The organism is Parashewanella tropica, from assembly GCF_004358445.1.
In the GTDB taxonomy this organism is placed as follows: domain Bacteria; phylum Pseudomonadota; class Gammaproteobacteria; order Enterobacterales; family Shewanellaceae; genus Parashewanella; species Parashewanella tropica.
This window is the reverse complement of record NZ_CP037951.1, coordinates 1,300,297-1,324,450: the sequence shown is the minus strand read 5'-3', so window position 1 is coordinate 1,324,450 and position 24,154 is coordinate 1,300,297. Positions and strand designations below refer to the sequence as shown.

19 protein-coding genes are annotated in these 24,154 nt (G+C 40.6%); 3 read left to right on the top strand and 16 right to left on the bottom strand.

Annotated elements, in window-relative coordinates; translation table 11 throughout:
* Nucleotides 1-44: 44 nt before the first annotated feature.
* The 10 genes from E2H97_RS05600 to murJ form a co-directional block, all read right to left on the bottom strand.
* Nucleotides 45-3,512 carry a pilus assembly protein gene (locus E2H97_RS05600; protein ID WP_133406232.1) on the bottom strand — a complete coding sequence of 1,156 codons (3,468 nt, stop codon included), beginning with the start codon at nucleotides 3,510-3,512 and terminating at the stop codon, nucleotides 45-47.
* Nucleotides 3,513-3,514: 2 nt separating this feature from the next.
* Nucleotides 3,515-3,967 carry a pilus assembly PilX family protein gene (locus tag E2H97_RS05595; protein WP_133406231.1) on the bottom strand — a complete coding sequence of 151 codons (453 nt, stop codon included), beginning with the start codon at nucleotides 3,965-3,967 and terminating at the stop codon, nucleotides 3,515-3,517.
* Between the two features lie 11 nt (nucleotides 3,968-3,978).
* Nucleotides 3,979-5,013, bottom strand: coding sequence for a PilW family protein (locus tag E2H97_RS05590; RefSeq protein WP_133406230.1), 1,035 nt, complete (start codon nucleotides 5,011-5,013; stop codon nucleotides 3,979-3,981).
* Nucleotides 5,010-5,549: a type IV pilus modification protein PilV gene (pilV, locus tag E2H97_RS05585; protein ID WP_133406229.1), complete on the bottom strand. Its 540-nt coding sequence runs from the start codon at nucleotides 5,547-5,549 to the stop codon at nucleotides 5,010-5,012. The genes E2H97_RS05590 and pilV overlap by 4 nt, the downstream gene beginning before the upstream one ends.
* 265 nt (nucleotides 5,550-5,814) lie before the next feature.
* Nucleotides 5,815-6,744 (bottom strand): 4-hydroxy-3-methylbut-2-enyl diphosphate reductase, encoded by a 930-nt coding sequence (ispH, locus tag E2H97_RS05580; RefSeq protein ID WP_170308361.1) that lies wholly within the window; start codon nucleotides 6,742-6,744, stop codon nucleotides 5,815-5,817.
* A gap of 361 nt (nucleotides 6,745-7,105) precedes the next feature.
* Nucleotides 7,106-7,531, bottom strand: a complete 426-nt coding sequence (gene fkpB / locus E2H97_RS05575; RefSeq protein ID WP_121837251.1) for an FKBP-type peptidyl-prolyl cis-trans isomerase — start codon at nucleotides 7,529-7,531, stop codon at nucleotides 7,106-7,108.
* Nucleotides 7,532-7,540: 9 nt separating this feature from the next.
* On the bottom strand, nucleotides 7,541-8,038 hold the full coding sequence (lspA, locus tag E2H97_RS05570; protein ID WP_133406227.1) for a signal peptidase II: 498 nt from the start codon (nucleotides 8,036-8,038) through the stop codon (nucleotides 7,541-7,543).
* Between the two features lie 91 nt (nucleotides 8,039-8,129).
* Nucleotides 8,130-10,952: an isoleucine--tRNA ligase gene (gene ileS / locus E2H97_RS05565; RefSeq protein WP_133406226.1), complete on the bottom strand. Its 2,823-nt coding sequence runs from the start codon at nucleotides 10,950-10,952 to the stop codon at nucleotides 8,130-8,132.
* Nucleotides 10,953-11,047: 95 nt separating this feature from the next.
* Entirely contained in the window at nucleotides 11,048-11,983 is a 936-nt protein-coding gene (ribF, locus tag E2H97_RS05560; RefSeq protein ID WP_133406225.1) for a bifunctional riboflavin kinase/FAD synthetase, read from the bottom strand.
* A 57-nt stretch (nucleotides 11,984-12,040) separates the two neighbouring features.
* Nucleotides 12,041-13,606 carry a murein biosynthesis integral membrane protein MurJ gene (gene murJ / locus E2H97_RS05555; protein ID WP_133406224.1) on the bottom strand — a complete coding sequence of 522 codons (1,566 nt, stop codon included), beginning with the start codon at nucleotides 13,604-13,606 and terminating at the stop codon, nucleotides 12,041-12,043.
* Between the two features lie 283 nt (nucleotides 13,607-13,889).
* Here murJ and rpsT point away from each other — a divergent pair, with 283 nt between their 5' ends.
* The gene (gene rpsT, locus E2H97_RS05550) at nucleotides 13,890-14,156 is read left to right on the top strand and encodes a 30S ribosomal protein S20 (RefSeq protein ID WP_121837256.1); all 267 of its coding nucleotides are present in this window, start codon (nucleotides 13,890-13,892) and stop codon (nucleotides 14,154-14,156) included.
* Between the two features lie 54 nt (nucleotides 14,157-14,210).
* Here the strand turns inward: rpsT and E2H97_RS05545 are convergent, their stop codons facing one another.
* The 4 genes from E2H97_RS05545 to E2H97_RS05530 form a co-directional block, all read right to left on the bottom strand.
* Entirely contained in the window at nucleotides 14,211-15,632 is a 1,422-nt protein-coding gene (locus E2H97_RS05545; RefSeq protein WP_133406223.1) for an ankyrin repeat domain-containing protein, read from the bottom strand.
* 147 nt (nucleotides 15,633-15,779) lie between these two features.
* Complete coding sequence (locus E2H97_RS05540; RefSeq protein WP_133406222.1) at nucleotides 15,780-16,004, bottom strand: hypothetical protein; 225 nt, start codon at nucleotides 16,002-16,004, stop codon at nucleotides 15,780-15,782.
* 74 nt (nucleotides 16,005-16,078) lie between these two features.
* A complete protein-coding gene (locus tag E2H97_RS05535; protein WP_133406221.1) occupies nucleotides 16,079-17,170 on the bottom strand; it encodes an ankyrin repeat domain-containing protein in 1,092 nt (363 codons plus the stop codon).
* 149 nt (nucleotides 17,171-17,319) lie between these two features.
* Entirely contained in the window at nucleotides 17,320-17,958 is a 639-nt protein-coding gene (locus E2H97_RS05530; protein ID WP_133406220.1) for a hypothetical protein, read from the bottom strand.
* 109 nt (nucleotides 17,959-18,067) lie between these two features.
* Between E2H97_RS05530 and E2H97_RS05525 the strand changes: the two genes are divergently transcribed.
* The gene (locus E2H97_RS05525; protein WP_133406219.1) at nucleotides 18,068-18,646 is read left to right on the top strand and encodes a hypothetical protein; all 579 of its coding nucleotides are present in this window, start codon (nucleotides 18,068-18,070) and stop codon (nucleotides 18,644-18,646) included.
* Between the two features lie 4 nt (nucleotides 18,647-18,650).
* On the opposite strand, the gene yaaA is transcribed toward E2H97_RS05525, so the two are convergent.
* A complete protein-coding gene (yaaA, locus tag E2H97_RS05520) occupies nucleotides 18,651-19,418 on the bottom strand; it encodes a peroxide stress protein YaaA (RefSeq protein ID WP_133406218.1) in 768 nt (255 codons plus the stop codon).
* On the bottom strand, nucleotides 19,415-20,860 hold the full coding sequence (locus E2H97_RS05515; RefSeq protein WP_133406217.1) for an alanine/glycine:cation symporter family protein: 1,446 nt from the start codon (nucleotides 20,858-20,860) through the stop codon (nucleotides 19,415-19,417). The genes yaaA and E2H97_RS05515 overlap by 4 nt, the downstream gene beginning before the upstream one ends.
* Nucleotides 20,861-21,346: 486 nt before the next feature.
* Between E2H97_RS05515 and E2H97_RS05510 the strand changes: the two genes are divergently transcribed.
* The gene (locus E2H97_RS05510; RefSeq protein ID WP_133406216.1) at nucleotides 21,347-23,713 is read left to right on the top strand and encodes a phosphoketolase family protein; all 2,367 of its coding nucleotides are present in this window, start codon (nucleotides 21,347-21,349) and stop codon (nucleotides 23,711-23,713) included.
* Nucleotides 23,714-24,154: the final 441 nt, after the last annotated feature.

Sequence of the window (24,154 nt, the reverse complement as noted above, 5' to 3'; positions counted from 1 at the left end):
CATCAACCATAGTCATTCCCTTGACTTTTTGGCTTTATACGACTCTACTCTACGACATGGTAATAAATTCTACTGGCTTTAAGACCACCCCCTACACAACGGTGATCGTCTTTACCGCAGCCATTGTTATCAATGTCAATCTTTTTCATTTTATCTCCAGCGGATCCAATGCCAACTAAGTACATGTAGCTTTTCCCCTCACCATTTGGGGGAATAACAAGCTGTGGCGTATCTGGAACACGTTCACTCATTTCGTAATATTCAGATTGATAGGCTCTAAAACCACGATGTAAATCAAAGCCATACAATCGACCTACACCGCCTATCAAACATTGGTTCGTAGAATTATTACCCGGAACAAAAGAGGTGAAAAAGACTTTACCGTTAATGATGGTCGCTGCAGATAAGCTTTTTTCTCCAGCCTGTTTGAAGTTGTAATACCAACCTTTATTGGCGCTAAATTTTATGTGAGTATCCTGATTATTTGCTGGCGCTGTTGTTACATTAAATAAATGGGTCAAGGTTAACGTTTCCGGTACAGGGTTGGTAGTACCATCAAAAGATTTGGTAGTGATATTTCTATCTTGTAACACATAAAAATAGTCATCACGCCCTGTATCTAATGGACTGGTTCTGTTACCCGACCCAACGACGACAGCATCATAGGGTATATCTTGTTTCATTTGTTGCTTTGTTTTTTCATCTACAACAATATTTGTGATGATGGTTTGTGCAACAGTTGGCGCAGCAAAAAAGCGTCTATCTTGCGCTACAGAATTTCCTCCAAGATCTGCAAATTTATATGCCGTCCATTCTGATTTATTAGCACTCGGCATATCAATGCGCCAAATATTAGCTCCTGTGTCCGTTGCATATATTCGATCTGTTAAGCCATCGCCATCACTGTCTAAAGCGGCTACAGAATTAGGAATACTGTCTTTTATACCTGGCATAGCAGATTTACCCGAAGCGCCATGCCCAAAATAATGAACCAAATTCCCCGTCTCAGCATCAATGATTAAAACACCACGACCCTTTGTATCATCCTTTCCTAAACTTCTCCCGTCTTTGGTAGTCGGAGAATAACCAGCACCTACAATTAACACTGGTTTTGCAACACCACCATCTGAGTGACCTGGAATACGGGTTATAACAGGTACAGACCAAGTTTGACCTAGCTCAGGTGTTTTCAAAGTTGTCGCGTCAGCCTTCCACATGAATTTAGGCTCATCTGCATTGGTAATGTCAAGGGCATAATATGCAGATCCACCACGTCGCATACCGACAAATGCCCAAATATCTTTAATTGTATTTGATGAACGTTGAATATAAGCCACTGGTGGAGAGTCAATTCCATAAACGGAGTGGACACCCGTTGGAACGTTAGCTCTTAATATAGGTAAATTTGAAAGTAAATCGGAAGGAATAAAAGCCCACGATTCTTCGACTTTATTTTGGCTTTCAACATCCTTAAACATATGAAGGAAACCATGGTTGGTACCCATAAGCAGCCTAATATCAGGCTTACCTTTTTCTATTCCATAATTGATGGCTAACGGTTTCGAGTGAAGAGGATCGCCGAGTATATCTAGACGTATATCTGTAAATTGTTTATCGTCATTTTCATCGTCAACGTCTATTCCAATAGTCCACTTCATAAGATCATCGACTTTATCTTTATTATCTTTATTGATGCCTATTTTAGTTGCAAGGTCTGCCTGTGCTTGACCCTTTGGTAGATTAAGCACTCCTTTTGTTCTACTTACAATTTTCCACGCACTATCAATGTTGCTGTATATGTTCCTATCAACTGGATCTCTGAGCATTGCTAATGCGCCACCTTTGGTGACATCATGACCATCTGGACCAGATGTGTAACAATCACTCCAATATGAACAAGCGTTAGCATCAATATTGCCATCTGCACCTATGGCTTTTTTCGAACCTGAGCTCGCATCAATGATTTCTCCATTACCTCTGACTTTGAATTTTTTTAAATTCCCAGTCCATCGCGCACCTTTATTAGCGGTAAACATCGCAAAATAAACGGAATCATGAGTCTGAGTTCTATCAAAATTGTTACTCGCAATGGATGGTGAGGTAAAACTAAAACTCCCAGCAAGAATATTGGTAAATGTGTCACGTAAAGCAGTTCTTAAAGCTACGGCGTCTTTTGCGGCATAATATTTTCCACCGCCCCATTCTGCAGTTTTACTGAGAATTTCTGCAGCCTTATCAGCGCCATCAGAAAAACCAATGGTATATGTGCTCACCGTCTGTGTGCCTTGAACAGTACTATTGACATCGTTAGTTTTCATCCAGCTAGCCAACGCTGGTAAATAACTTCCATCAACTTTGTCTCCAAATGTAGCTTTTGTTAGCTGTTCAACATCTGAATCGGCGTGTAGATCATAAAAAGGCTCACCATCTGTTATATAAATTATAGAGGCGGAACTTCCACAGTTATTATCGGAAAAAGGAGATTTGTAAACTCCTGATATTTGTGCGTTCGAATCCATAGGTGGTCTTGGTGAACGATTTTGATTTTTACCGTAGACCACTGATCCACCTGAAAAATATCGATAAGCTTCATACATGGTTTCACAAAGAGGTGTCCATGTTTCAGCATGTAAAGAATCAATTAATTTTAATAAATCTGTTTTTGATTTCTCATCGGTTTTGGAAATAGCTTTGATTATTCTGCCACCATGGTCTTTACTACCATGGTCTCTGGAATCTCCGTTGCGATTAAATACTGCAAGACCAAAATCGACGCCCGGAGTCGTCAATACTGTTTCGCTGATAATATTTTGCGCGATTTCAATACGCCTCTTGGTATCGGCATTATTATTATCTTTATGGAACCAATCAATATATTCTTGAGTATATAAAGTGATAGGCTTGCCTATACCTAAATCTGTTAGTTTAGATTTGGCAATGGCATCAGCGATTGCAGCGGGACTAGCACCGTCCGGAATGTGAGTATATGGCTTTTTATTAGTTTCATCGCCTTCACCATCAACTGGATATCCATCAGGCCAATGAGGATTACTCTTGTTTTTGTTTTCGATATCTTCATAACAATCAATAATTTTAATAGAGGAACCATCATCAGTTGGCAACGGCTGCCAACGTCCTTGGCCAGCAGTAAAGCGGTACTCTCTTATGTAACCAGTAAATACCCCGTAATCATTAAGATATTGGGCTGAACTAGCACAAGCATTAGTTCGTTGAAGAATAAATTGAGATGAATCAGCCGTTGGAACTACTGTTCCATTGCTTGAAAAATATAGTTTAGTGGAGTCATTCAATTTTCCAGTATCTGTAAAAAATGGTTTTGTTGATTCATGCCGACTCATACTGCCTGAGTTATCAAAAATAATCAGAACTTGAGGCCTTAAACCTGTTCTAGCGTTCGATGCAGCTATGTAAAGTTCAGTATCATCGCCAAAACTGACTCCTGTCATACAAGAAGCGGCAATGGTCGAACCAAGTATAAATTTCTTAAACATGATTAACTCCCTGTAATTACTTCTTGTCTTATTCCAGATACGATTACTAATCGACCGAGCTTTTCTCTGCCATATTTCGATTCAGTATTAATTTCTATTCTACGGCAACCAATATTATTTGAAGTGGCATTTCTTTGACGACCGCAGCCTATATCTACTGTTCCTAATGGCTTCGCAGTTATTATGACTTCTGGAGCCGATTTGCCTGTTGGTAATCCCGATACTGTTAATTTTGTTTCACCAGCCAAGTCTGTTAGTTCTTTTTTTCCACTATAAGTTTTAATAACTAGATCTTGAGCTCCTCGGCTTATACTTAACGCTTCCATCCGCTCTACACCAGAACCAGCCATTCTTAGTGATCGCGTTGAATTCATTGCCAAAGATACGCCTATAATTGTCATTAATAGCAGTACAATCATGGCAAAAAACAGTACAACACCCTTTTGCTTTTTCATTGTCAATGTCCTTATTCTGAATTCCTGCTAGCCATTAAATTATCTAGTGAAATCGTCGTCATGACTATTTTTCTTCGATAATGGTCATCAAATTTCAACTTACTGCCAGGATCACCCCAGTCGTATCCTACGTTATTGGTATAGCTAGGATCTTTATCGATTGAACGAACCATAAGAAATACTTGTAAAGCAATGATCCTGTCATCACCTGTACCACTCCATATCTCATCTGTCACATTAGCTGCAGGCAAAAATAAGTCGACATCATTATCGAAATTTCGATCGATGCCGTAAAGTATTCTAATATTTTCTATACCTTCAACTAACTGCTGATCGCCACCGCCGCCACCATTCATATTGAAACCGACTAGCCGACGTCTATGAAGACTTGGGATGCCATTCTTTTTTTTGACATAGTAAATATGATGTGCGAAAGACCAAAAACGTAGCGTTGGGTCTTGCAGCTTTATTAGATCAGCTGCATCGACCTCATCACCCTTGTAGAAAATGGCTTCATTGATATTAGTAGCAACATAGTATTGATTTTTAGTAGTAAGCCGCGTATCGCTCGAAGGGCCTCGAACTCTTTTAATTTGAAGTACATCTGTATTTGGGGCTACATCTTTCAAACACGAAAATGGCTCTGTACTAATACCATTTTTGTATCCCCAGACAAGACGAAAAGGTGATGGACTATCTATGGGTAAACTTTCGTTATTCAGTCCTCCACCAATACAATCGCTCGCTTGTCCTAATGAAGTTGCGAGTACTTGAGTATTTGCCTTAAGCATTAATCGCTCACCTGTCATATCTCCCATGAACGCCGTTTGACTTAAATCCCTTTCCATTAAGGCCAATGCCATACGCCCATTTTCTTGTAAATCATTAAATTGGGAGGTGGTAGTAACATTGGTGGACGACATCCGAAACATAGTAAACAAGCCTAGGGTAAGGAATAGGCTAATTACCATGGAAACCATCAACTCTACTAAAGAGAAACCTTGGGAGAGGTTATTTTTATGGATAAAGAACGAGCGAGTAATCATACGTTGCTCCTGATAAAAGTCGTTACAACATAAAAGCGACGTTTCTTACTTGCTGTACCACATTTTTCATTAGCATCCTTTGCATCAGTTGTTTCACGAATTGCCTTCCATGTAATTTTTACTTCAACTTTCTCATCCTTGACGGTAATACAGGCTGTCGGTTCATCGAGCCCACCGATTGGTGTTTTATCATCAATTTCATATTGCCCTGTTAACGCTTTCTGCCATTGATACAAATTAGCCATTCGCATTTCTACTGCTGTACATGGATCGCTAACATCATTACACAAATTGTTAGGTGTACTCGTAGGCATACTAGAGTATTCTCCTTCGTAGGAAGGTAATTGAGATGAGTTTGCTTTCATCCGATTAATAATGTCATGAGCTAAATAGGATGCTTGAGTTTGTTGGAAGGATTCGAAACTGCCTTGCTTTGAAATAAGGTGTAGATTAAAAACGCCAATGAGCCCTATCACTAATATGACTAGTGATACCAGAACTTCGATTAGTGAAAGTCCTTTTTCATTGTTCTGCATTTGCGTCAAATCTCCTTAATTCGCCACATTATTGACGGCTAATTTCAGGTTTTATTCAACAAAAACCTATAGTTATTGATTATTAGGGACTCGATTCTAGGCCATCCGTGGCACAATTGCTACATATTATACCCAGTAAACTAGAGCAATTAACATACAAATAGACAAAAGTTGTATATATGTTATCTCTGCAATTTAGAGGACATAAAAAAGCCTACATAACAATGCAGGCTTTAATCTATAATTTTCAAACTATTGTTGCTTGTTAGCGCAACTCTGCGGGAACAGCAAAAACCGTATCTTCTTCACGACCTGAAATTTCAGCAATTGTGTTAGGAGCAAAGTGACTAATGGCATCAACAACTTGTTGTACTAATACTTCTGGTGCTGACGCTCCAGCAGTAACAGCAACTTTATGGATTCCTTCAAACCATTCAGCTTTTACATCATTAGGGTCATCAACTAGATAAGCTTCAATTCCTGTTTTTTCAGCTAACTCTCTTAAACGGTTTGAGTTAGAACTGTTCTTTGAACCAACTACCACCATCAAATCAGCATTAGGTGAGAGGTGTCTTACTGCATCTTGACGGTTTTGAGTCGCATAGCAAATGTCATCCTTGCGAGGACCTTCAATTGAAGGGAACTTAGCTTTTAATGCTTCAATAATATCTATGGTTTCATCAACAGACAGCGTTGTTTGAGTAACAAAGCATAATTCATCAGGACGTTTCACCTGCATTTTAGCCACATCTTCTACGGACTCAACAAGATATACGCCACCTTCATCATTGTTGTACTGTCCCATGGTACCTTCGACTTCAGGGTGTCCAGCATGACCAATAAGGATACATTCAATGCCTTTACGACTTGCTCTGGTCACTTGTAGATGTACTTTAGTTACCAGCGGACAAGTTGCATCAAAAACTTTTAAGCCACGGCGTTTGGCTTCTGCACGAACAGCTTGTGACACACCATGGGCACTAAAAATAACAATACAATCATCAGGCACTTGGTCGAGTTCTTCAACAAAGATAGCCCCACGGCTTTTTAGATCTTCTACCACATAACGGTTATGCACCACCTCATGGCGAACATAAATTGGCGGTTCAAATAACTCTAATGCACGTTCAACAATACTAATGGCTCTGTCTACTCCAGCACAAAAACCACGAGGGTTTGCCAGCATAATTTGCACGTCACTGGAGTCTTCGATGTGCTGAATATCTATTTTTTTTGCCTGTTCACTTGCTGTTGGCATATTTGTTACCTGAATAAAATGCTAGATGCTCAATGAGCTTTATATCTTGGGAACTTATTTTATACAAATAATTACTGTTTGTTAGGTAATTTTTTATTCACCTTACAAATTAAATTTGTTCAGACATTTCCGAACTTCGTATAAATGCTGGATTTGGAATAATGCAGAAAACAGTTGAGAGGAGCAATAATGCGATAAGACAACCGTCCGTGACAGGAAGTCACGCTCGTCAGCACATGGATGTGCATTTCTGTTGGCGTTCGTAATATTGCTTCTTGCCTCGTGATAAATACACGAGTTACAGAACTTCCACGACTTCGATATCAAATGTGACTTTGTGTCCTGCTAACGGATGGTTAAGATCAACAGTAACTGAATCACCAGCTACCTCACGAACCATTCCTGGAATTTCACTGCCGCCAGGACCAGCAAAACTAACAATAACGCCTTCTTCCAAAGTCATATCAGCTGGAAAGCGAGTTTTATCCATATAGTGGATGGCATCTGGGTTTGATTCACCAAAGGCATCTTTAGCTTCAAGAGTAAATTTATGTTTATCACCTTGAGCCAATCCTGATAGTTCTGCTTCAAATGCAGGACTAAGGCTGTTATCGCCTAAATTTAATCGAGCTGGTTTGCCAGAAGCTCTAGTGCTATCCGCAGTAGAGCCGTCTTCTAATAAGATTTCCATATGACAAATGTATGATGCTTGTGTCACTGGTATTCCCTCTTGTTATGATTTTTTCTCTGAATCGTTATTAACAAACGAATCTAAAATAAGTAAGCCAGCTCCAATACAAATCGCAGAGTCAGCAATGTTAAATGCAGGGAAATGACTGGTTCCCCAATAAAAGTCTAAAAAGTCGACCACAAAGCCGTGGATCAAACGATCTATCAAGTTACCAATCGCGCCACCAATTACTAAGGTAAATGCTAAATTTAAACGCCATTGAGTGACTGCTTCTTTTCGCAGCCAGAATGTCAGAAGTACGCTTATCCCAATAGCAATGGCTGAAAAGAACCAGACTTGCCAACCGCTGGCATCATGTAAAAAGCTAAACGCTGCGCCATAATTGCGTACATAAGTGAAATTAAAAATCGGTAACAGCTCGATGGATTCATAAAGCTTAAAATTAGCCAGAACCCACTGCTTTGAAAGCTGATCAAGCAGAATGACAACTGGCACAATCCAATACCATTTCAATCCACTCTGTTTCCAATCTGTTGGCATAACTTTCCCTTTTATTAAATATTCTCGCCATAATAAGAAGCCAGTGTTAATAACCACTGGCTTGCTATTTTACAGGCTCTAAATGATTAGCTTATGCGTATTTACGCACTTCGCCCTCACCTTCAATGTTGGTCACACAACGTTGACATAGGCTTGGGTGCTGCTCAGTTTGTCCAATGTCATCACTGAAGTGCCAGCAACGCTCACACTTAGAAGCATCACTCTTGGCAATCGATAATTTCAATGACTCAAGTTCAGTTACCGTAGCATCAGCAGGAGCTTGTTCCAAAGGAGAAACTGTTACTTTTGATGTCAGCAATACAAAGCGTAGCTCATCATCAATTTGTTTTAGTTGCTCGATTAATTCATCACTCGCAAATAACGTCACTTCAGCTTCTAATGAACCACCAATGGTCTTATCACGACGGGCTTGCTCAAGTACACGGTTTACTTCGTTACGAACCGTCAGCAATTGCTGCCAGTATTCGTCACTTAAATCGTTCTCAGTAACAACTGACTCTAAACCGTCATACCAGTGCTGAGTGAATACATACTTATCACGCTCACCAGGAAGCAACTGCCAAATTTCGTCAGCAGTAAAGCTTAGGATTGGCGCAATCCAACGAACTAGTGCTTCAGAAATTAAATAAAGTGCAGATTGACAGCTACGACGAGCATGACCTTCTGTTTTCGCCGTGTACTGACGATCTTTAATGATATCTAGGTAGAAGCTGCCTAACTCAACTGAACAGAACTGCATCAGCTTTTGAGTCACTACGTGGAAGTGATACTCATCATAAGCCGCAAGAATTTCTTCTTGAAGAGCATGTGCACGACGCACGACCCAACGGTCTAGCGCAACCATGTCTTTAACATCAACCATATCAGTTTCAGGGTTAAAGCCACTTAGGTTCGCCAGCAAGAAACGACCGGTATTACGGATACGACGGTAAGCATCGGCGCTACGCTTTAAGATTTCATCAGAAACCGTCATCTCACCACTGTAATCAGTTGCCGCAACCCAAAGACGCAGAATGTCTGCACCTAGCTTGCCAGTCACTTGCTGTGGAGAAATCACGTTACCGATAGACTTAGACATCTTACGTCCTTGTCCATCTACAGTGAAACCGTGTGTTAGTACTTGCTTATACGGTGCTTTACCATTCATCGCCGTTGAAATCATCAAAGATGACATAAACCAACCACGGTGCTGATCACTACCTTCTAGGTAAAGATCAATGTCTGCACCGTTGAATTCTGGACGATTCGCAACAACTGAGGAGAAGGTTGAACCAGAGTCATACCAAACATCTAGAGTATCTGTGATCTTACGGTATTGATCCGCTTCATCACCTAATAGCTCTTGAGCTTCTAAATCGAACCAAGCTTGAATACCTTGTTGTTCAACTTTATTAGCCACACGCTGCATCAAAGAAACACTGTCAGGGTGTAACTCTTCGGTTTCTTTATGAACAAATAACGTAATCGGAACACCCCAAGTACGTTGACGAGAGATACACCAGTCAGGACGGTTCTCAACCATCTTTTCAATACGACTTTGCCCCCAATCTGGGATCCACTGCGTTTTTTCGATTTCATTTAAAGAAGTCGAACGCAAGCCATTGTTGTCCATTGATACGAACCATTGTGGGGTCGCACGGAAAATGATTGGCGTTTTGTGGCGCCAGCAATGTGGGTAGCTGTGGCGGATGTTTTCATGGTTAAGAAGCACTTGCTTCTCTACCAATAATTCAACAATCGCTTTGTTCGCTTTGAATACGTGTTGACCAGCAAAGAGCTCGGTTTCCGCTTTATATACGCCGTTATCACCAACTGGGTTAGCCACTTCTAAACCATATTGTTGACCAACTACAAAGTCTTCTTGACCATGACCCGGAGCAGTATGAACCACACCTGTACCAGCATCAGTTGTTACGTGATCACCTAAAATTGCAGGCACGTCGTAATCGTAAAATGGGTGTGCAAAACGAGCATGTTCTAACTCAGCACCTTTTGTTGTCCCCAATATTTTGTGGCTTTCTGCACCAAAACGGTTCATGCAGTCTTCAACTAACACACCGCCAAGTACTAATGCTTGAGTTACGCCATCTTTAGTGAACTCAACTAATGCGTATTCTAGGTCAGCACTTAGTGCGACTGCACGGTTTGCAGGAAGAGTCCAAGGCGTTGTGGTCCAAATAACCGTTGATACTGGATGAGAGTAACCGCTAACACCAAACTTGGCCGTAACCGCTTCAACATCTACCGCTTTAAAGGCAACATCAATCGCTGGAGAGGTTTTATCTTCATATTCAACTTCAGCTTCAGCGAGTGCAGAACCACAGTCTGTACACCAGTGAACAGGCTTCACACCTTTATGTAGGTGACCATTCTCGATTACCTTTGATAGAGAGCGAATGATGTTCGCTTCAGTATCAAAGTTCATGGTCAAATAAGGGTTTTGCCAATCGCCAAATACGCCTAAACGAATGAAGTCATCACGCTGACCATCAACCTGCTTAGCGGCATACTTACGACATTCATCACGGAACTCGGCAACTGAAACCTTATGACCCGGCTTACCCACTTTTTGCTCAACTTTAAGCTCAATAGGTAGACCGTGACAGTCCCAACCTGGAATGTAAGGCGCGTCAAAACCCGATAGAGTCTTAGACTTGATAATAATATCTTTTAGGATTTTATTTACTGAGTGACCAATGTGAATATTGCCATTCGCATAAGGAGGGCCATCATGCAAAATGAATGGCTTACAGCCTTGGCGGCTTTCACGAATTGCTTGATAAAGTTTATCTTCATCCCAACGCTTTAACATTTCTGGCTCACGATTAGCCAAGTTTCCTCGCATTGGAAACGCCGTTTCAGGCAAATTCAATGTAGATTTATAGTCGCTCATTGATCCCATACCGTTACTTATGTGTACGTCACTCCAAAATTGGAGACTATCGTTCTATCTATTACTTACTTTAATGATGCCTTTCTATCGATTTATTAACCCGCATCATTTCCGAATAAAGCCTTAGCCTCATTCGCATCTTTTTCAATTTGTTGCTTGAGTGCTTCTAAAGATTCAAATGGTTTCTCATCACGAATCTTAGCCACAAGCTCAACCTCGATATATTGACCGTAAAGGTCACCATCGAAGTCAAAAATATTTACTTCTAATTGGCACACTTGACCATTTACTGTCGGACGGAAACCAATATTAGCTACCCCTTCATAAACATCACTGTCTTGCCAAAAGCAGCGAACTGCAAAAACACCGCGAACGGGTACTACGTTACGCTTCAACGCAATATTTGCTGTAGGAAAGCCTATGGTTCTGCCCAATTTTTTACCATGAGCGACACGCCCACTTAACAAATAAGGGTGACCCAGCATACGTCTCGCTGCTTCAAAGTTGCCTTGAGATAAGGTTTCGCGAATGGCTGTCGAACTTACGCGGGTACTGCCCAGTATAAAACTTTCAGTACTGACCACTGCAAAGCCATACTTCTCACCAGCTTCACACAGCATTTTAAAATTACCTTGGCGCTTGGCACCAAAACAAAAATCATCGCCCACAACAAGGTATTTAATGCCTAACTTTTTTACCAACAATTCTTTGATAAAGTCTTCAGCAGGCATTTGCGCAAATTGCTTGTTGAAGTTCACGCACAATACACGGTCAACACCAAGTTCATCAAGAAGAATGATTTTATCTCTTAACAAACTTAATCTTGCTGGAGCATTCTCACCCTGAAATAACTCTTGAGGTTGTGGTTCAAAGGTCATTACCGTCGCAGGTAAAGAAAAATGCTCAGCTTTTTCTAATAAACTCGCAATGACCTTGGCATGACCTCGGTGAACGCCATCAAAGTTCCCAATGGTGAGTACACAACCATGATGAGATGGCAAAATATTGTGGATCCCGCGTATTAATTCCATTATTCAGCTGTTATTGCACGCTAATTCGCAAAAGTATAAACGAAGTGAGGATCAGAGTCAGCTATCTAATTCAGGTTTCAAGCGCCATGGCTTAACCCCAAGACATAATAAACAGGCTAAATAACTCACGGCACCCATTCCAATCAGCTGAGCTAAACTCCAAGCTCGCTCTGCGAATGATTGATTTAACCAAATATCTGTAATAGGTTTGAAGTAATAAATCACCCAGCCCATGATTGCTGCCGCTGCCACCACTTTTAGAAAATACACCAGAGTAGAACGATTAAATTGGTACACTCCCGCTTTGTGCAAACCATAATAAAGCAAGCTGGCATTCAACAGTGCAGAAAAGGAAGTCGCGACAGCTAAACCCACATATCCAAACGGAACAGCAAAGATCACGTTTAAGGCCATATTACTCACCATGGCTACAATACCATAGCGAACAGGCGTTTTGGTGTCTTGCCTTGAGTAATAACCAGGCGCGAGTACTTTCACCATCATAAAGCTCAGTAAACCAGTGCCATAAGCAATAAGGGAATGAGATGCTTGAGTCACATCAAAATAATCAAATTCACCGCGCATAAACAACACCATCAACATAGGTTGAGCGAGTAAAATAAGCCCAACCATTGCAGGAACGCCAAGCATCAAAATAAATTTAACCCCAAAGTCCATGGTATGGCTAAATCCAGCGCCTTCATTATTGACGTGTTTTTTAGATAAAGCAGGTAAAATGACGGTTGCGATAGCAATCCCAAACAAACCTAATGGAAATTCAAGTAATCGATCTGAATAATACAGCCAGCTGATAGAACCAGTAATTAAAAAACTGGCAATAAAGGTGTCAAACAGTAGGTTTATCTGGCTTACTGATACACCAAAAAGTGCCGGTATCATCAAAGTGCGAATTTTCACCACTCCAGGATGTTTCCACCCCCAAGTTGGTTTAACTAACGCCTTTTCTCTGTATAAAAATGGAATTTGAAACAAAAATTGAATTAAACCACCTAAAAACACACCTATCGCTAAACCTACTTCTGGTTGCTCCATTTTGGGAGATAACCAAATCGCAGCCGCTATCATGGCTATATTCAAGAAAACAGGCGTAAAGGCAGAAACAGCAAACCGCCCTTTAGTATTCAATATCGAACCTGCTAATGCCGTGAAAGTGATAAACCAAAGATAAGGAAAAGTAATTTTAAGCATTAAAGCCGCAAGCTCATATTTTCCAGCATTGGGGCCATCGTTTACCCAGTCCCAAAACCAACCCGCACCAAACAATGCCGCGACCACAGGTGAACCAATCATGGCTAACAAAGTCACTATAGTGATGATCAAACCTAACGTACCCGCTACTTTTGAGAGTAACTCGCGAGTTTCTTGCTCTGATTTGGTTTCTTGATATTCCGTCAATACCGGTACAAACGCTTGATTGAATGCACCTTCAGCAAATAAGCGACGGAGGAAGTTAGGAATACGATTAGCAAAAAAGAACACATCGGCACTGGTACCTGCACCGACAAGGTTTGCAATAACCACATCACGAACTAAGCCTAACACCCGTGAAATTAAGGTCATAACGCTGACAACGATGCCGGATTTTAATAATTTTTTACTCAAAGTGTCTCCAATCGAAATACGGGGATATACGAGCATTTTTACAGTATACAAGAACGCTTTAGATATTAAATACAGTGTGTTTGAGTTTAGAGTAAAAAAGTTGTCGCCCAGTGTTCAATTAGCTGGTAGAATTGCGCCACATTTTACACGAGCTAGGTTGATGATCGCCAAATCCTTAGGATTTGATCGTTTTTGTGTGTCTTTAGCATTGACATTTCAAGGATGATCGGGCATATTCCTCGGCCTTAATAAAGTATCAAATCCAGTTTTTAGGAGTTGCACCTTGGCTAATAGCAAGTCTGCAAAAAAACGCGCGATTCAATCTGAAAAGCGTCGTCAACACAACGCAAGCCGTCGCTCTATGCTACGCACTTATCTTAAAAAAGTTATCGCTGCTATCAAAGCTGGCGATCACGCTGCTGCCACTGAAGCTTTCAACGCAGCACAGCCTATCGTTGACCGCATGGCAACTAAAGGTCTAATCCACAAGAACAAAGCAGCTCGTCATAAGGCTCGCTTGAATGCGAAAATCAAAGCACTTGCAGCTTAATTTTTGTTAGTTCTTAGTTAAAAACCGGCATTAGCCGGTTTTTTTATGCCTTTTTCAGCTGGTTGTGGTAGTACTCGATCCTGGGGTCAACTGAGAAGTGTACCCTGCCCATGCCCCTTCCATACCTTCTTTTTGCAAAAGCTGTTCAAACTCTGTTTTTACTTCACTAGAACTTGCCAACGCAACAGCATTATTATTTTTGGAAAACCAGTGAGCCAATAACGTTTGGCAAGCATCATTTTGTGTATTTCTTGCTGCACTGAGTAGCTCTTTACTCGGGAATTCAACATCACTAATTGCTGTCTGCCTAATCCCTTTCTCAATAAAGAGGTCCAACGCTGCGCACTTACCGGTTTTTGCAGCATGTTCAAATGCCGCTTTAAATGGAGCACCATTTATATCTGGACAATCACTTTTATAATGCTCAAACAGCAGTTCAAGAAAGGTAAATCGGTTAAGTGCAACCATTAACTCTACAGCACAGACGCTTTGCGCTCCACGGGCACTTATATCAGCCCCATTCTTTAAAGCAAAAACAACTCCGCCCCTATCGTTTTTATGTATTCTATTCATCAATAGCGTATTTCCAGAGTCATCCAAAGCATCGATATTCACACCGTTATCTACTAATAGTTGTCCCACTCTAGATGTTTGACTTGTTTCGTTTTCAAAAGAGTTAGCTAATGCAATATTTAATAACTTACATCCATTTGTTCGTTCTATTTGTGTACCCGCAACTAACAACGCATTTGCTTCATCAAAGCGGTCTTGGTAAACAGCTAAATCCAATGGAGTTTGCAGCAAATCATTCTCTTCATGTGGATCTACCCCTGATTGAACTAATAAAGGAATGAGATGTGCGTTTCCGACATGAACGGCAAGATGCAACGATGTTTGCCCCTTACATAAAAAATCAGAATATTTTGTTCCTTCAAAGCTAAAACTTTCACTACCTCTATGTAGAATAATATTCTTTCTTTTTCGCGCATCTAAAGAAAAGTTAGATGTACTGGTTTTTATAGAAAGATTAGAAGGTAATTTCAAATATTGCTTAACGAGTTCTGTCGCGCTATCCGTTTCTTGATCCCCCCTACTATTCACTATTGCAGTAAAAAAAACGATGACATCCTTAAACTCTAGAGTATCTCTTAATGCTCGGGTTAATTTAGAGTTTGGATCTTTATGGGCAAGACCACAGCATGAAGGAACGAGTCTTTCATTTGTGCAGACCCATAAACCGTTCTTTAAGCCTCTCTGTTCACGTTGTTGACAGTGAAATAGAACCTTATTTTCATCAGGTAAAGTAAGCTGGACATCAAAGCTTTCATTTTCTACCAGCCCAGTAATTATTTGCGCATCGCAATCTAATTGATATTTCCCTGAAATATTTTTTACTCTGATTGTTGCTGTTGGCTGCTGTGGGTATTCTTGTACTATTGTAGAACTATCTTGATACTCAGACGTTAACCCTTCCATAATTTTCTGTCCCAATTAAATTTTTTAATTGATACTACTCAGAATGGTTTCATTAACACGTGAAATTCGATTAAAAGTTATTCATATATCGCTGCCATTTACTTACAAAAGTTCAGCAGGCCCTAACTTTTCAAGTTTTCGACTTTCTTAACTCATTGGCTTTTTTTGCAGTTGTGGCGCTCCAGCCTCTTTCTTATTCGCCAAATAACAAGCTAACGAATTTCCCATTTCTCGCTGTTTCAACAAACTCTCAAACTTTTCTTTAGCCTGAATAGCAGCAGGTGTTATGCACTGAATGTTTCCATGCTCTTTATACCAATTTCGAAGTAGGATTTGGCAAGCGGCATCTTGCTTATGTTCAGCGGCCAGCATGAGCTCTATGCTTGGAAATGGAATATCATCAGTCGTCGTTTGTTCGATACCTTTGTCAACGAAATATTTAAGCGCTATACAATATCCCCCCTTGCAGCGTATCTAAATGCCATTTTAAATGGTATATCGTTAATATCTGGGCGCTGGTCTTTAAAATGCTGAAAGAACAATTCAAGATTTTCTCTCGTTCCCATTTTTTTAACCATAAATGACACTGCATTGTGATTACTTTCACCCTGAACGGATATATCAGCACCATTCTTTAAGGCAAAGATGATTCCATCCTTATCTTCTTTTATCATCCTGTTCATCAACACGGTATGTTTTTGTCCATCTAACTCATCAAGATTTGCTCCATAGCTAAGAAGAACCGATGCCAGTTTAATTGGTTTACTATACTGGTTTAGAGCAATATCAAGCAGATTTCGTCCCTTAAACTGATGAATCTGAGCGTGTGCTTTTAATAATGCTTCTGTTTCATCTACCTTTCCGGAAAGCACGGCTAAATCCAATGCTCTGTGATCACACTTATTCATTTGCTCTGGATTTGCTCCGGCATCTACAAGGATAGGAATGAGTTTTGCCTGACCACCTATCACAGCTAATTGCAGTACAGGTTGCCCTGCGCAGAGGAAATCAAAATAGGTGTTTCCATCACAATAGTAGGTGTCACGTATTCCAACATTGACCTTGGCATCAGCACGTGCACCGACTGAAAAGTTAGCTTCATGAGTTCTTACCGCTAGGTTTCTGGGAAGTCTCAAATGATCTCGAACAGCAGCTTCATTCCCTTCAATAATGGCGGCAAATAGGTAAATTGGTTTCTTAGATGTAAAAGCATCTTTGACGGCTTCGGTAACTTTAGGGTTTGTATCTCTTGAACAAAAACACCAGCAAACTTCTCGATCAACGTTTTTACAACTCCATCTTGGCTGCCCAGAACTAAATCCAGTTTTTTGCTCACAGAATAAAGTTACAATACTTTGATTTTCTAGCTGAACGCTCAGTTGAAACCTGCCCAGCCTCGTCAGTTCAGTTACTTTTTTTGAATCAAGGTCTAACTGGTAATCTCCACCAATTTCTTCAGCAGAAACACATCCTCCATCTGGATAGCGATATTCTGCAATAAGTGGAGCTTTTTCGGATAATATTGGGTCGCCAGCCATAATAACCTCGAGTGCCTATTGTTATTACTGGCTGACTATACCTTTTTGATTGCCTTTAAAAAGTTAAACTCCATTAATTATCGTTAACTCTGAGGTTTTATCTAGAATCAAGTCGAAGAGTAACTCAAGTCACTTTATGCCGCTTTGGATTAAGGTAAATATAGAGAAGGATAAACCGAAAAATACCCATCCTCTAAGTTATCGTAGCCACCACACTCCTTGAGGATTTGTTTCATATTCGTTGTATAAAATGGATTTACCTCACCTGATTCATTAAATACAGAAAAGCAGGCGTTGTGCCATGCATCACAAATTACCGCGTCTTCGCCAATTTTTGCCTTATCTGGTTTTGACAAATCAAAATCTGTATCTCCTGACACAGTTGAACCGATTAAAACAAATACATGCATAAAATCAGTACTACATAAATGGAGTGAATTTCGGCACTTTTTAGACGAGAGATAGTCGATAACCAAGCATGACATTTCATCACACTGGCCAATTTTTGACTGTTTTGTCATTGCTGCTGATGACATACATTTGGTTACAGCATTAGTCGTATCTTTGCTTGAACGGTTATCATCCAGTTTTTGCCTCACTAACGTTCTAATCGCATCTTTAGACATTGATGACATTCCAATATAGTCCGTGGAGGCTAGTCCCCATGCTCCAGACCTTGATAGTTTATCGATATGATCTGATCGATTTGGAGCGATGACACCATAGCTTTGGTTTACACATACGCAAGCCGCTTCTCCCAGCAGCACATTCTGAAGTCTTTGTCCCATAACACCGCCCTGATGAACGTAAAATGGCTTAGCTTTCAGTTTTCCCTTAAGATACTCTTGTCAGCGTGGTTGGACAATTCAATTTCATCTTTATTCAGGAGGGTCTTTTATGCAGGAAGACATTGCCGCAACAAACCCAGCATGCTCTCAACAAATTACAGTAGATACTCAAGAAGCTACAGAGTTGGCTGAGACGAAAAAAAAACATGAAACATTAAGCAGTAACTCTCAGGACTATACCTTTTCCGTCCACTCGAATACGCCCTTATCCACTTCTACAGCAGTTTTTCATAGCTCTCCTCCTGTTAATAGAACTAGGACAATCACCACCAGCAAAGTTATATCCCAACTTTTTGATATTCTCACACCTGAGGCTCAGTCATTGTGCGAGCAAAAATTTTTCTACAAACTAGGTGGCCAAGAGCAGCATGAAAATGCTATTCGCGGCAACGTTGAGTATCATGCATCAGACTTCCAAACAACACTTTCAGCTCAGTTATTCAAAACACTCAAATGGAAACAAGGGAATAGAAGAGGCCCGACAGAACCTCTTAACTTCGGAAGAATTTATGATGTGGTGTTTGCGTTAGACATAGAAGGTAAACAAGATATTTTGCAAAAAATAATTCGTTTATCAAATGAAAAAGAGGGAGCGTCTATTCCACCTAAACTCCCCCTTAAACCCTAAAAACTTACTGCTCTTCTCTTAGAAAAACAGGCTTATTATGCGTAGATTGTTCTTCACTATAGTAATAACCAGCTACATCAAATGTTTCTAATTGCTCTCTAGTCGTTATATCATTTTCAACTATGAATCTAGCCATCATGCCACGCGCTTTTTTGGCATAGAAGCTGATCACTTTATACTTACCTGACTTACAGTCTTTAAATTCAGGAGTGATCAAGTCTCCTTTAAGAAGCTTTGGCTTAACCGCTTTAAAATATTCATTTGACGCAAGGTTTACTACCAACTCAATATCATCAAGCTCTTGATTCAACTGCTCAGTAATAATATCCCCCCAAAACTGATACAAATTAGTCCCACGCTCATTTTCAAGCTTGGTGCCCATCTCAAGTCGATAAGCTTGCATCAAATCTAATGGCTTCAGTAAACCATATAAACCTGACAAAATACGTAGGCTTGATTGCGCTTTGTTAAGCGACTCTTGAGACAGTGAGTCGGCATCTAAACCTGTATAAACATCACCTCTAAATGCAAACACTGATTGCTTTGCATTTTCCAGAGTAAAGTCGGGGCGCCATTCAGCAAACCGAGCGGCATTCAAACCAGCAATTTTGTCACTGACTTTCATCAAACTCGATATATCAGCTGGCGTTAGCTCACGGCAAACTTCAATTAATGAAGCACTGTGCTCTAATAAATCAGGTTGAGTGAACTCTTTAGTTGTTGCAGGGGTTTCCATATCCAATGTTTTGGCTGGAGACACTAATATTTTCATATCGATTCCTTGACTGAGTTATTCGAGGTTGGCTGCCAAATATCGTCGTTGAGCTCTTTTGAAAGCTCAGGGAATTTACTTGGGTCAAATTCCGGTTCAACGCCTGATTTTACTTGTTGTCGATAATCTTTGATCACTTTGAAAGCAATACCTGATAACAACAATAACGCAGTTAGGTTGACGATAGCCATCAAGCCCATTGCTACATCAGCTAAGTTCCACACTAGACTAATTTTTGCCAAAGAGCCAAACATCACCATACCTAACACAGCTACTTTAAGTAAGTTAACCCAAAGCTTACCGTGCTTAGCGATAAATAGGATATTGGTTTCAGCATAAGAATAGTTAGCAATAATAGAGGTAAAGCAGAATAGCAAGATTGCAAAAGCAAAGAATAAGCTACCATAGCCACCAATATGAGTATTCAAGGCTTCAATCGTTACCGCAATACCATCTTTACCAGCCGGGATATCACCAGCAAGAAGAATAATCGCAGCAGTTGCCGTACAAATAACGATAGTATCAATAAACACACCTATCATCTGTACATAGCCTTGCGACGCTGGGTGATTTGGGTTTGGTGTCGCACTTGCGGCAATATTAGCAGCACTACCCATACCAGCTTCGTTAGAAAATAGACCTCGTGCAATACCCGCTTGCATAGCTTGAGCTACAGCGTATGCCACGCCACCAGCTGCCACTTCTTGCCAACCAAATGCGCTTTTTATTACAAGCATAAAAATACGAGGCAATTCAGGTAGGTTCATAAATACAATAACAAACGCTACTAGGATATATGCAACTGCCATAATAGGTACAAGTAGCTCAGATACCTTGGCTACTTTACGCATGCCCCCCATGATCACAAATGCCGTTGCTATGACAATAATGATGCCAGTCCAAAGATCGCCAACGTTATAAATACTACTAATAGCCGAGCTAATGGTATTGGCTTGTACGGCACTAAATACAAGACCAAATGCAATAATCAATAATATTGAGAATAAAATGCCCATCCAGCGCTGACCGAGCCCTCTTTCCATGTAATAGGCAGGACCACCACGGAACTCACCGTCATCATCACGAACTTTATAAATTTGGGCTAGTGTTCCCTCAATCATTGCCGTTGCCATACCTAACATGGCAATCAACCACATCCAAAATACCGCACCTGGGCCACCAGCACCTATCGCAACCGCCACACCAGCCATGTTACCAGCACCAACACGAGCGGCCATAGAGGTACAAAAGACTTGAAATGAAGAAAGACCATCACCAGCCTTACTTCTACTGATCCTCATAAGATGAATAGAATGTTTAAATTCAGTAAGTTGTATTAACTTAAGGCCTAAGGTGAAATAAACACCAGCTCCCACAAGGGCATAAACTAATAATTTGCCCCACAACAATCCATTTAAGAAATCAATAATGGTTTCCAGCATCCAATCTCTACCTTGTATTACATCAAAGCATCATAGCTTACTAAAAAAATAGCCATACTCAAAATGACCTCAGACTTAGCTCTCGCTTTTCAACTGAGCCGTAGTGATTTTCATCACTTTTGATTCTCAACACCTGAATTCAAACAAAGTCGAGTCAACTAGCATTTTTTCTTGCTAACCGATATCACCTCACCTGCCGTGATCCAACTCACATTTGTTGCTTTATGCAGCAATTTCAACTCGAAACTGCATATTGAATAGGCTAAAGTCGGTTCTCACACTAGGGATAGCTCTCGGCATTACTCTACCCTCACAAATCCAGCCAACATCAAAATCATCAATTGTGAGAGATAAGTAAAAGTTTTTGACTGTTTTCAGCCAAAATAGCCAAAAATTGGATGTAACACACATTTTTGTAACTAAATTACAAATATTATAGCCGCAGGTTTTAGTTGTATTCATCTCGTTTGCTCCAGTGAGGCTAACATGACCCAAGCAAGAGAAATTACCGCTCTAAAAAAATTAGTAAGAGCATCAAACTTTCTAGCAACATCTCAAATTTATCTAAAAAAGAACGTCTTACACAAAAGACCACTTGAACACGGTGACATTAAACCACGACTTTTAGGTCATTGGGGAACATGTCCAGGCATTAACTTCGTTTATGCACATGTGAATCGTCTTATTGTTAAAAATCAACGTCCTTTCTTATACTTAGTTGGCCCAGGCCACGGTTTCCCAGCTGTTCAAGCTAACTTATTCATCGAAGGCTCTTTAAGCCATTACTACCCAGACATCATTCCTTACAACGAAGACGGTATCGTCGATATCTGTAAGAAATTTTCAGCAGCATACGGTTATCCTTCACACGCTAACCCTGAAGCTCCTGGTCAAATCCTTGAAGGTGGTGAGCTAGGTTACTCTCTATCAGTTGGTTTTGGTGCGGTACTTGATAACCCTAACCTAATCGCGACTGTGCTTGTAGGTGATGGTGAAGCCGAAACAGGTCCTCTAGCAGCGTCTTGGTATGCAAACCGTCTGATCAACCCAGCGACCGATGGTGCGGTACTGCCTATCGTTCACATCAACGGCTATAAGATTTCTGGTCCTACTCGTATGGGTCGAATGAGCCACGAAGAGCTAGATCTTGAATTCCGCGGTCTTGGTTATCACCCAATCATTGTGGATGACCAAGAAGAAGGTGATGTGTATGTAACTATGGCTGAAGCTATGGACAAAGCATACGGAATCATCAATGACGTTCAAACTCGTGCTCGTAACGGTGAAGATGTAGAAAAACCACGTTGGCCTGTCATTCTAATGCGTACAGCTAAAGGTTGGACTGGTGTTTCTGAAGACAACGGCAACAAGCTTGAAGGTAACTGTGACTCTCACCAAGTTATCGTTAATAAGTGTGCGACTAATAAAGAACACCTTGAAGCACTAGATGGTTGGTTAGCAAGCTACAAGTTCGACGAACTTTACAAGCAAGACGCTCATGGTCATTTAACTTTTGATAAAGACATTCAGTCTTTACTTCCACCAAAAGAGCTGTGCTGTGGTCGTCAACACCTAAGCTACGGTGGTGAAGTGGTTCGAGCACTGAACAACCCAGATCTAAACAAGCTATCTTATGGTCCAGAAGTACCTCGCGGTCATCGTGGCTTCTCGATGAACAAGATGGGTGAGTGGATGCGTGAAGCGTTTAAGCTAAACCGCGATCAACGTAACCTTCGTATCTTCAGCCCTGATGAAACCTACTCTAACCAGCTGCAAGCCGTATTCGAAGAAACGGATCGTGCATGGCAGTGGCCTATCGAAGAGTGGGATAAAGATATGGCTCGTGATGGTCGTGTACTTGAGCTGCTTTCTGAAAACCTACTGTTCGGTATGCTTCACGGCTACACAGTAACAGGTCGCCACGGTATGTTCCCAACTTATGAGTCTTTCTCACAAGTTATCTCTTCTATGGCAGACCAATATTGTAAATACGTTTATGCAAGTCAAGGCGTTCATTTCCGTAAGCCTTTACCATCTTGCAACGTAGTATTGTCTTCACTATTAGAGCGTCAAGATCACAACGGTTACTCTCACCAAAACCCATCGTTCCTAGGTGCGATGTTAGAGAAACATCCTAAGATCACTTCTGCTTACTTACCAGCTGATGCGAACAGCACCTTGGTATATACAGAAAAAGCTTACGCGGGTCGTGACAAGTTAAACATTTTGGTTGCTGGTAAAAAAGAACTTCCTCAATGGTTGAACCTAGAAGAAGCGCGTAAGCAAGCCAAAGACGGCGTAATGGTTTGGGACTTCGCTTCTGACGATAACCCTGACGTAATCCTAGCGGCATGTGGTGACTACGTAACTCAAGAAGCCATGGCAGCCCTAGTGCTTATCCGTGAAATGCTACCACGCGTACGTGTTCGTTTTGTAAGTGTTACTGAGTTGACTTCAAGTGGTTTAGGTAGCCTAGAATTCCAAGCTCAGCCTTGGTTAATGGACGAGATCTTCACTGAAGACAAAGGCGTTGTATTCAACTACCACGGCTATCCAAACACCATTAAGAAACTGATCTTTGATTACAAAGGCTGTAAACGTTTCCGCATTAAAGGTTACGAAGAAGAAGGTTCTACTACGACTCCATTCGATATGGGTGTACGTAATGGTACTTCTCGTTTCCACCTAGTAATTGATATGGCTTACAAGCTATTCCAACAAGGTATTATCGATGAGCCACAGCACGTCGATATCACTACTGATATGTTGCAGCGTCTTGTTGACCACAACAACTACATCAAAGTACACGGCGTGGATCCTAAGCACATCGAAGACTGGGTATGGACTCGCTAATTTTGCGAAGAGAAGTTTTTGATATGAGCGATCAGAGTTAATCTGATCGCTTTTTTATTGAAGATTTCATTTCAAAATATACACTTAAAAAGTACAAGTATATTTTTTGATCATCTGAAACATACTTTGTGCCATCATGGTTTCTTTTAAAGGAAATTGATCACAATAGCGATCACAATAAAAGCATTTTACTTGTTGGTTAGCCTCTTCTATCAAAATGAATGTGTAATTAACACTAACATTCGAATCATTAAAAAGAATCTTTACAGTAAACTCTCTTCCTATTGATGATTGCCTGTTCGCGAATCTACTTTGCAACCACTGCTTATTGGTGCTATCAGGCTCTAAAAATCTGTGCGGAAGACTCGAAGCTTTAAATACAGGGATAGAATGATGAACCATATTTCATCCAAATTTATCTGACTTATTAACAATTATAAG

What these genes read in the sequence shown, in the direction of transcription:
- E2H97_RS05535 (WP_133406221.1), bottom strand. Translation starts at nt 17,170, where the DNA reads ATGGCTGGCGACCCAATATTATCCGAAAAAGCTCCACTTATTGCAGAA.
- E2H97_RS05590 (WP_133406230.1), bottom strand. Translation starts at nt 5,013, where the DNA reads ATGATTACTCGCTCGTTCTTTATCCATAAAAATAACCTCTCCCAAGGT.
- lspA (WP_133406227.1), bottom strand. Translation starts at nt 8,038, where the DNA reads ATGCCAACAGATTGGAAACAGAGTGGATTGAAATGGTATTGGATTGTG.
- E2H97_RS05600 (WP_133406232.1), bottom strand. Translation starts at nt 3,512, where the DNA reads ATGTTTAAGAAATTTATACTTGGTTCGACCATTGCCGCTTCTTGTATG.
- pilV (WP_133406229.1), bottom strand. Translation starts at nt 5,549, where the DNA reads ATGCAGAACAATGAAAAAGGACTTTCACTAATCGAAGTTCTGGTATCA.
- E2H97_RS05510 (WP_133406216.1), top strand. Translation starts at nt 21,347, where the DNA reads ATGACCCAAGCAAGAGAAATTACCGCTCTAAAAAAATTAGTAAGAGCA.
- yaaA (WP_133406218.1), bottom strand. Translation starts at nt 19,418, where the DNA reads ATGAAAATATTAGTGTCTCCAGCCAAAACATTGGATATGGAAACCCCT.
- ribF (WP_133406225.1), bottom strand. Translation starts at nt 11,983, where the DNA reads ATGGAATTAATACGCGGGATCCACAATATTTTGCCATCTCATCATGGT.
- E2H97_RS05530 (WP_133406220.1), bottom strand. Translation starts at nt 17,958, where the DNA reads ATGGGACAAAGACTTCAGAATGTGCTGCTGGGAGAAGCGGCTTGCGTA.
- ileS (WP_133406226.1), bottom strand. Translation starts at nt 10,952, where the DNA reads ATGAGCGACTATAAATCTACATTGAATTTGCCTGAAACGGCGTTTCCA.
- E2H97_RS05545 (WP_133406223.1), bottom strand. Translation starts at nt 15,632, where the DNA reads ATGGAAGGGTTAACGTCTGAGTATCAAGATAGTTCTACAATAGTACAA.
- E2H97_RS05540 (WP_133406222.1), bottom strand. Translation starts at nt 16,004, where the DNA reads ATGCTGGCCGCTGAACATAAGCAAGATGCCGCTTGCCAAATCCTACTT.
- E2H97_RS05515 (WP_133406217.1), bottom strand. Translation starts at nt 20,860, where the DNA reads ATGCTGGAAACCATTATTGATTTCTTAAATGGATTGTTGTGGGGCAAA.
- E2H97_RS05525 (WP_133406219.1), top strand. Translation starts at nt 18,068, where the DNA reads ATGCAGGAAGACATTGCCGCAACAAACCCAGCATGCTCTCAACAAATT.
- E2H97_RS05595 (WP_133406231.1), bottom strand. Translation starts at nt 3,967, where the DNA reads ATGAAAAAGCAAAAGGGTGTTGTACTGTTTTTTGCCATGATTGTACTG.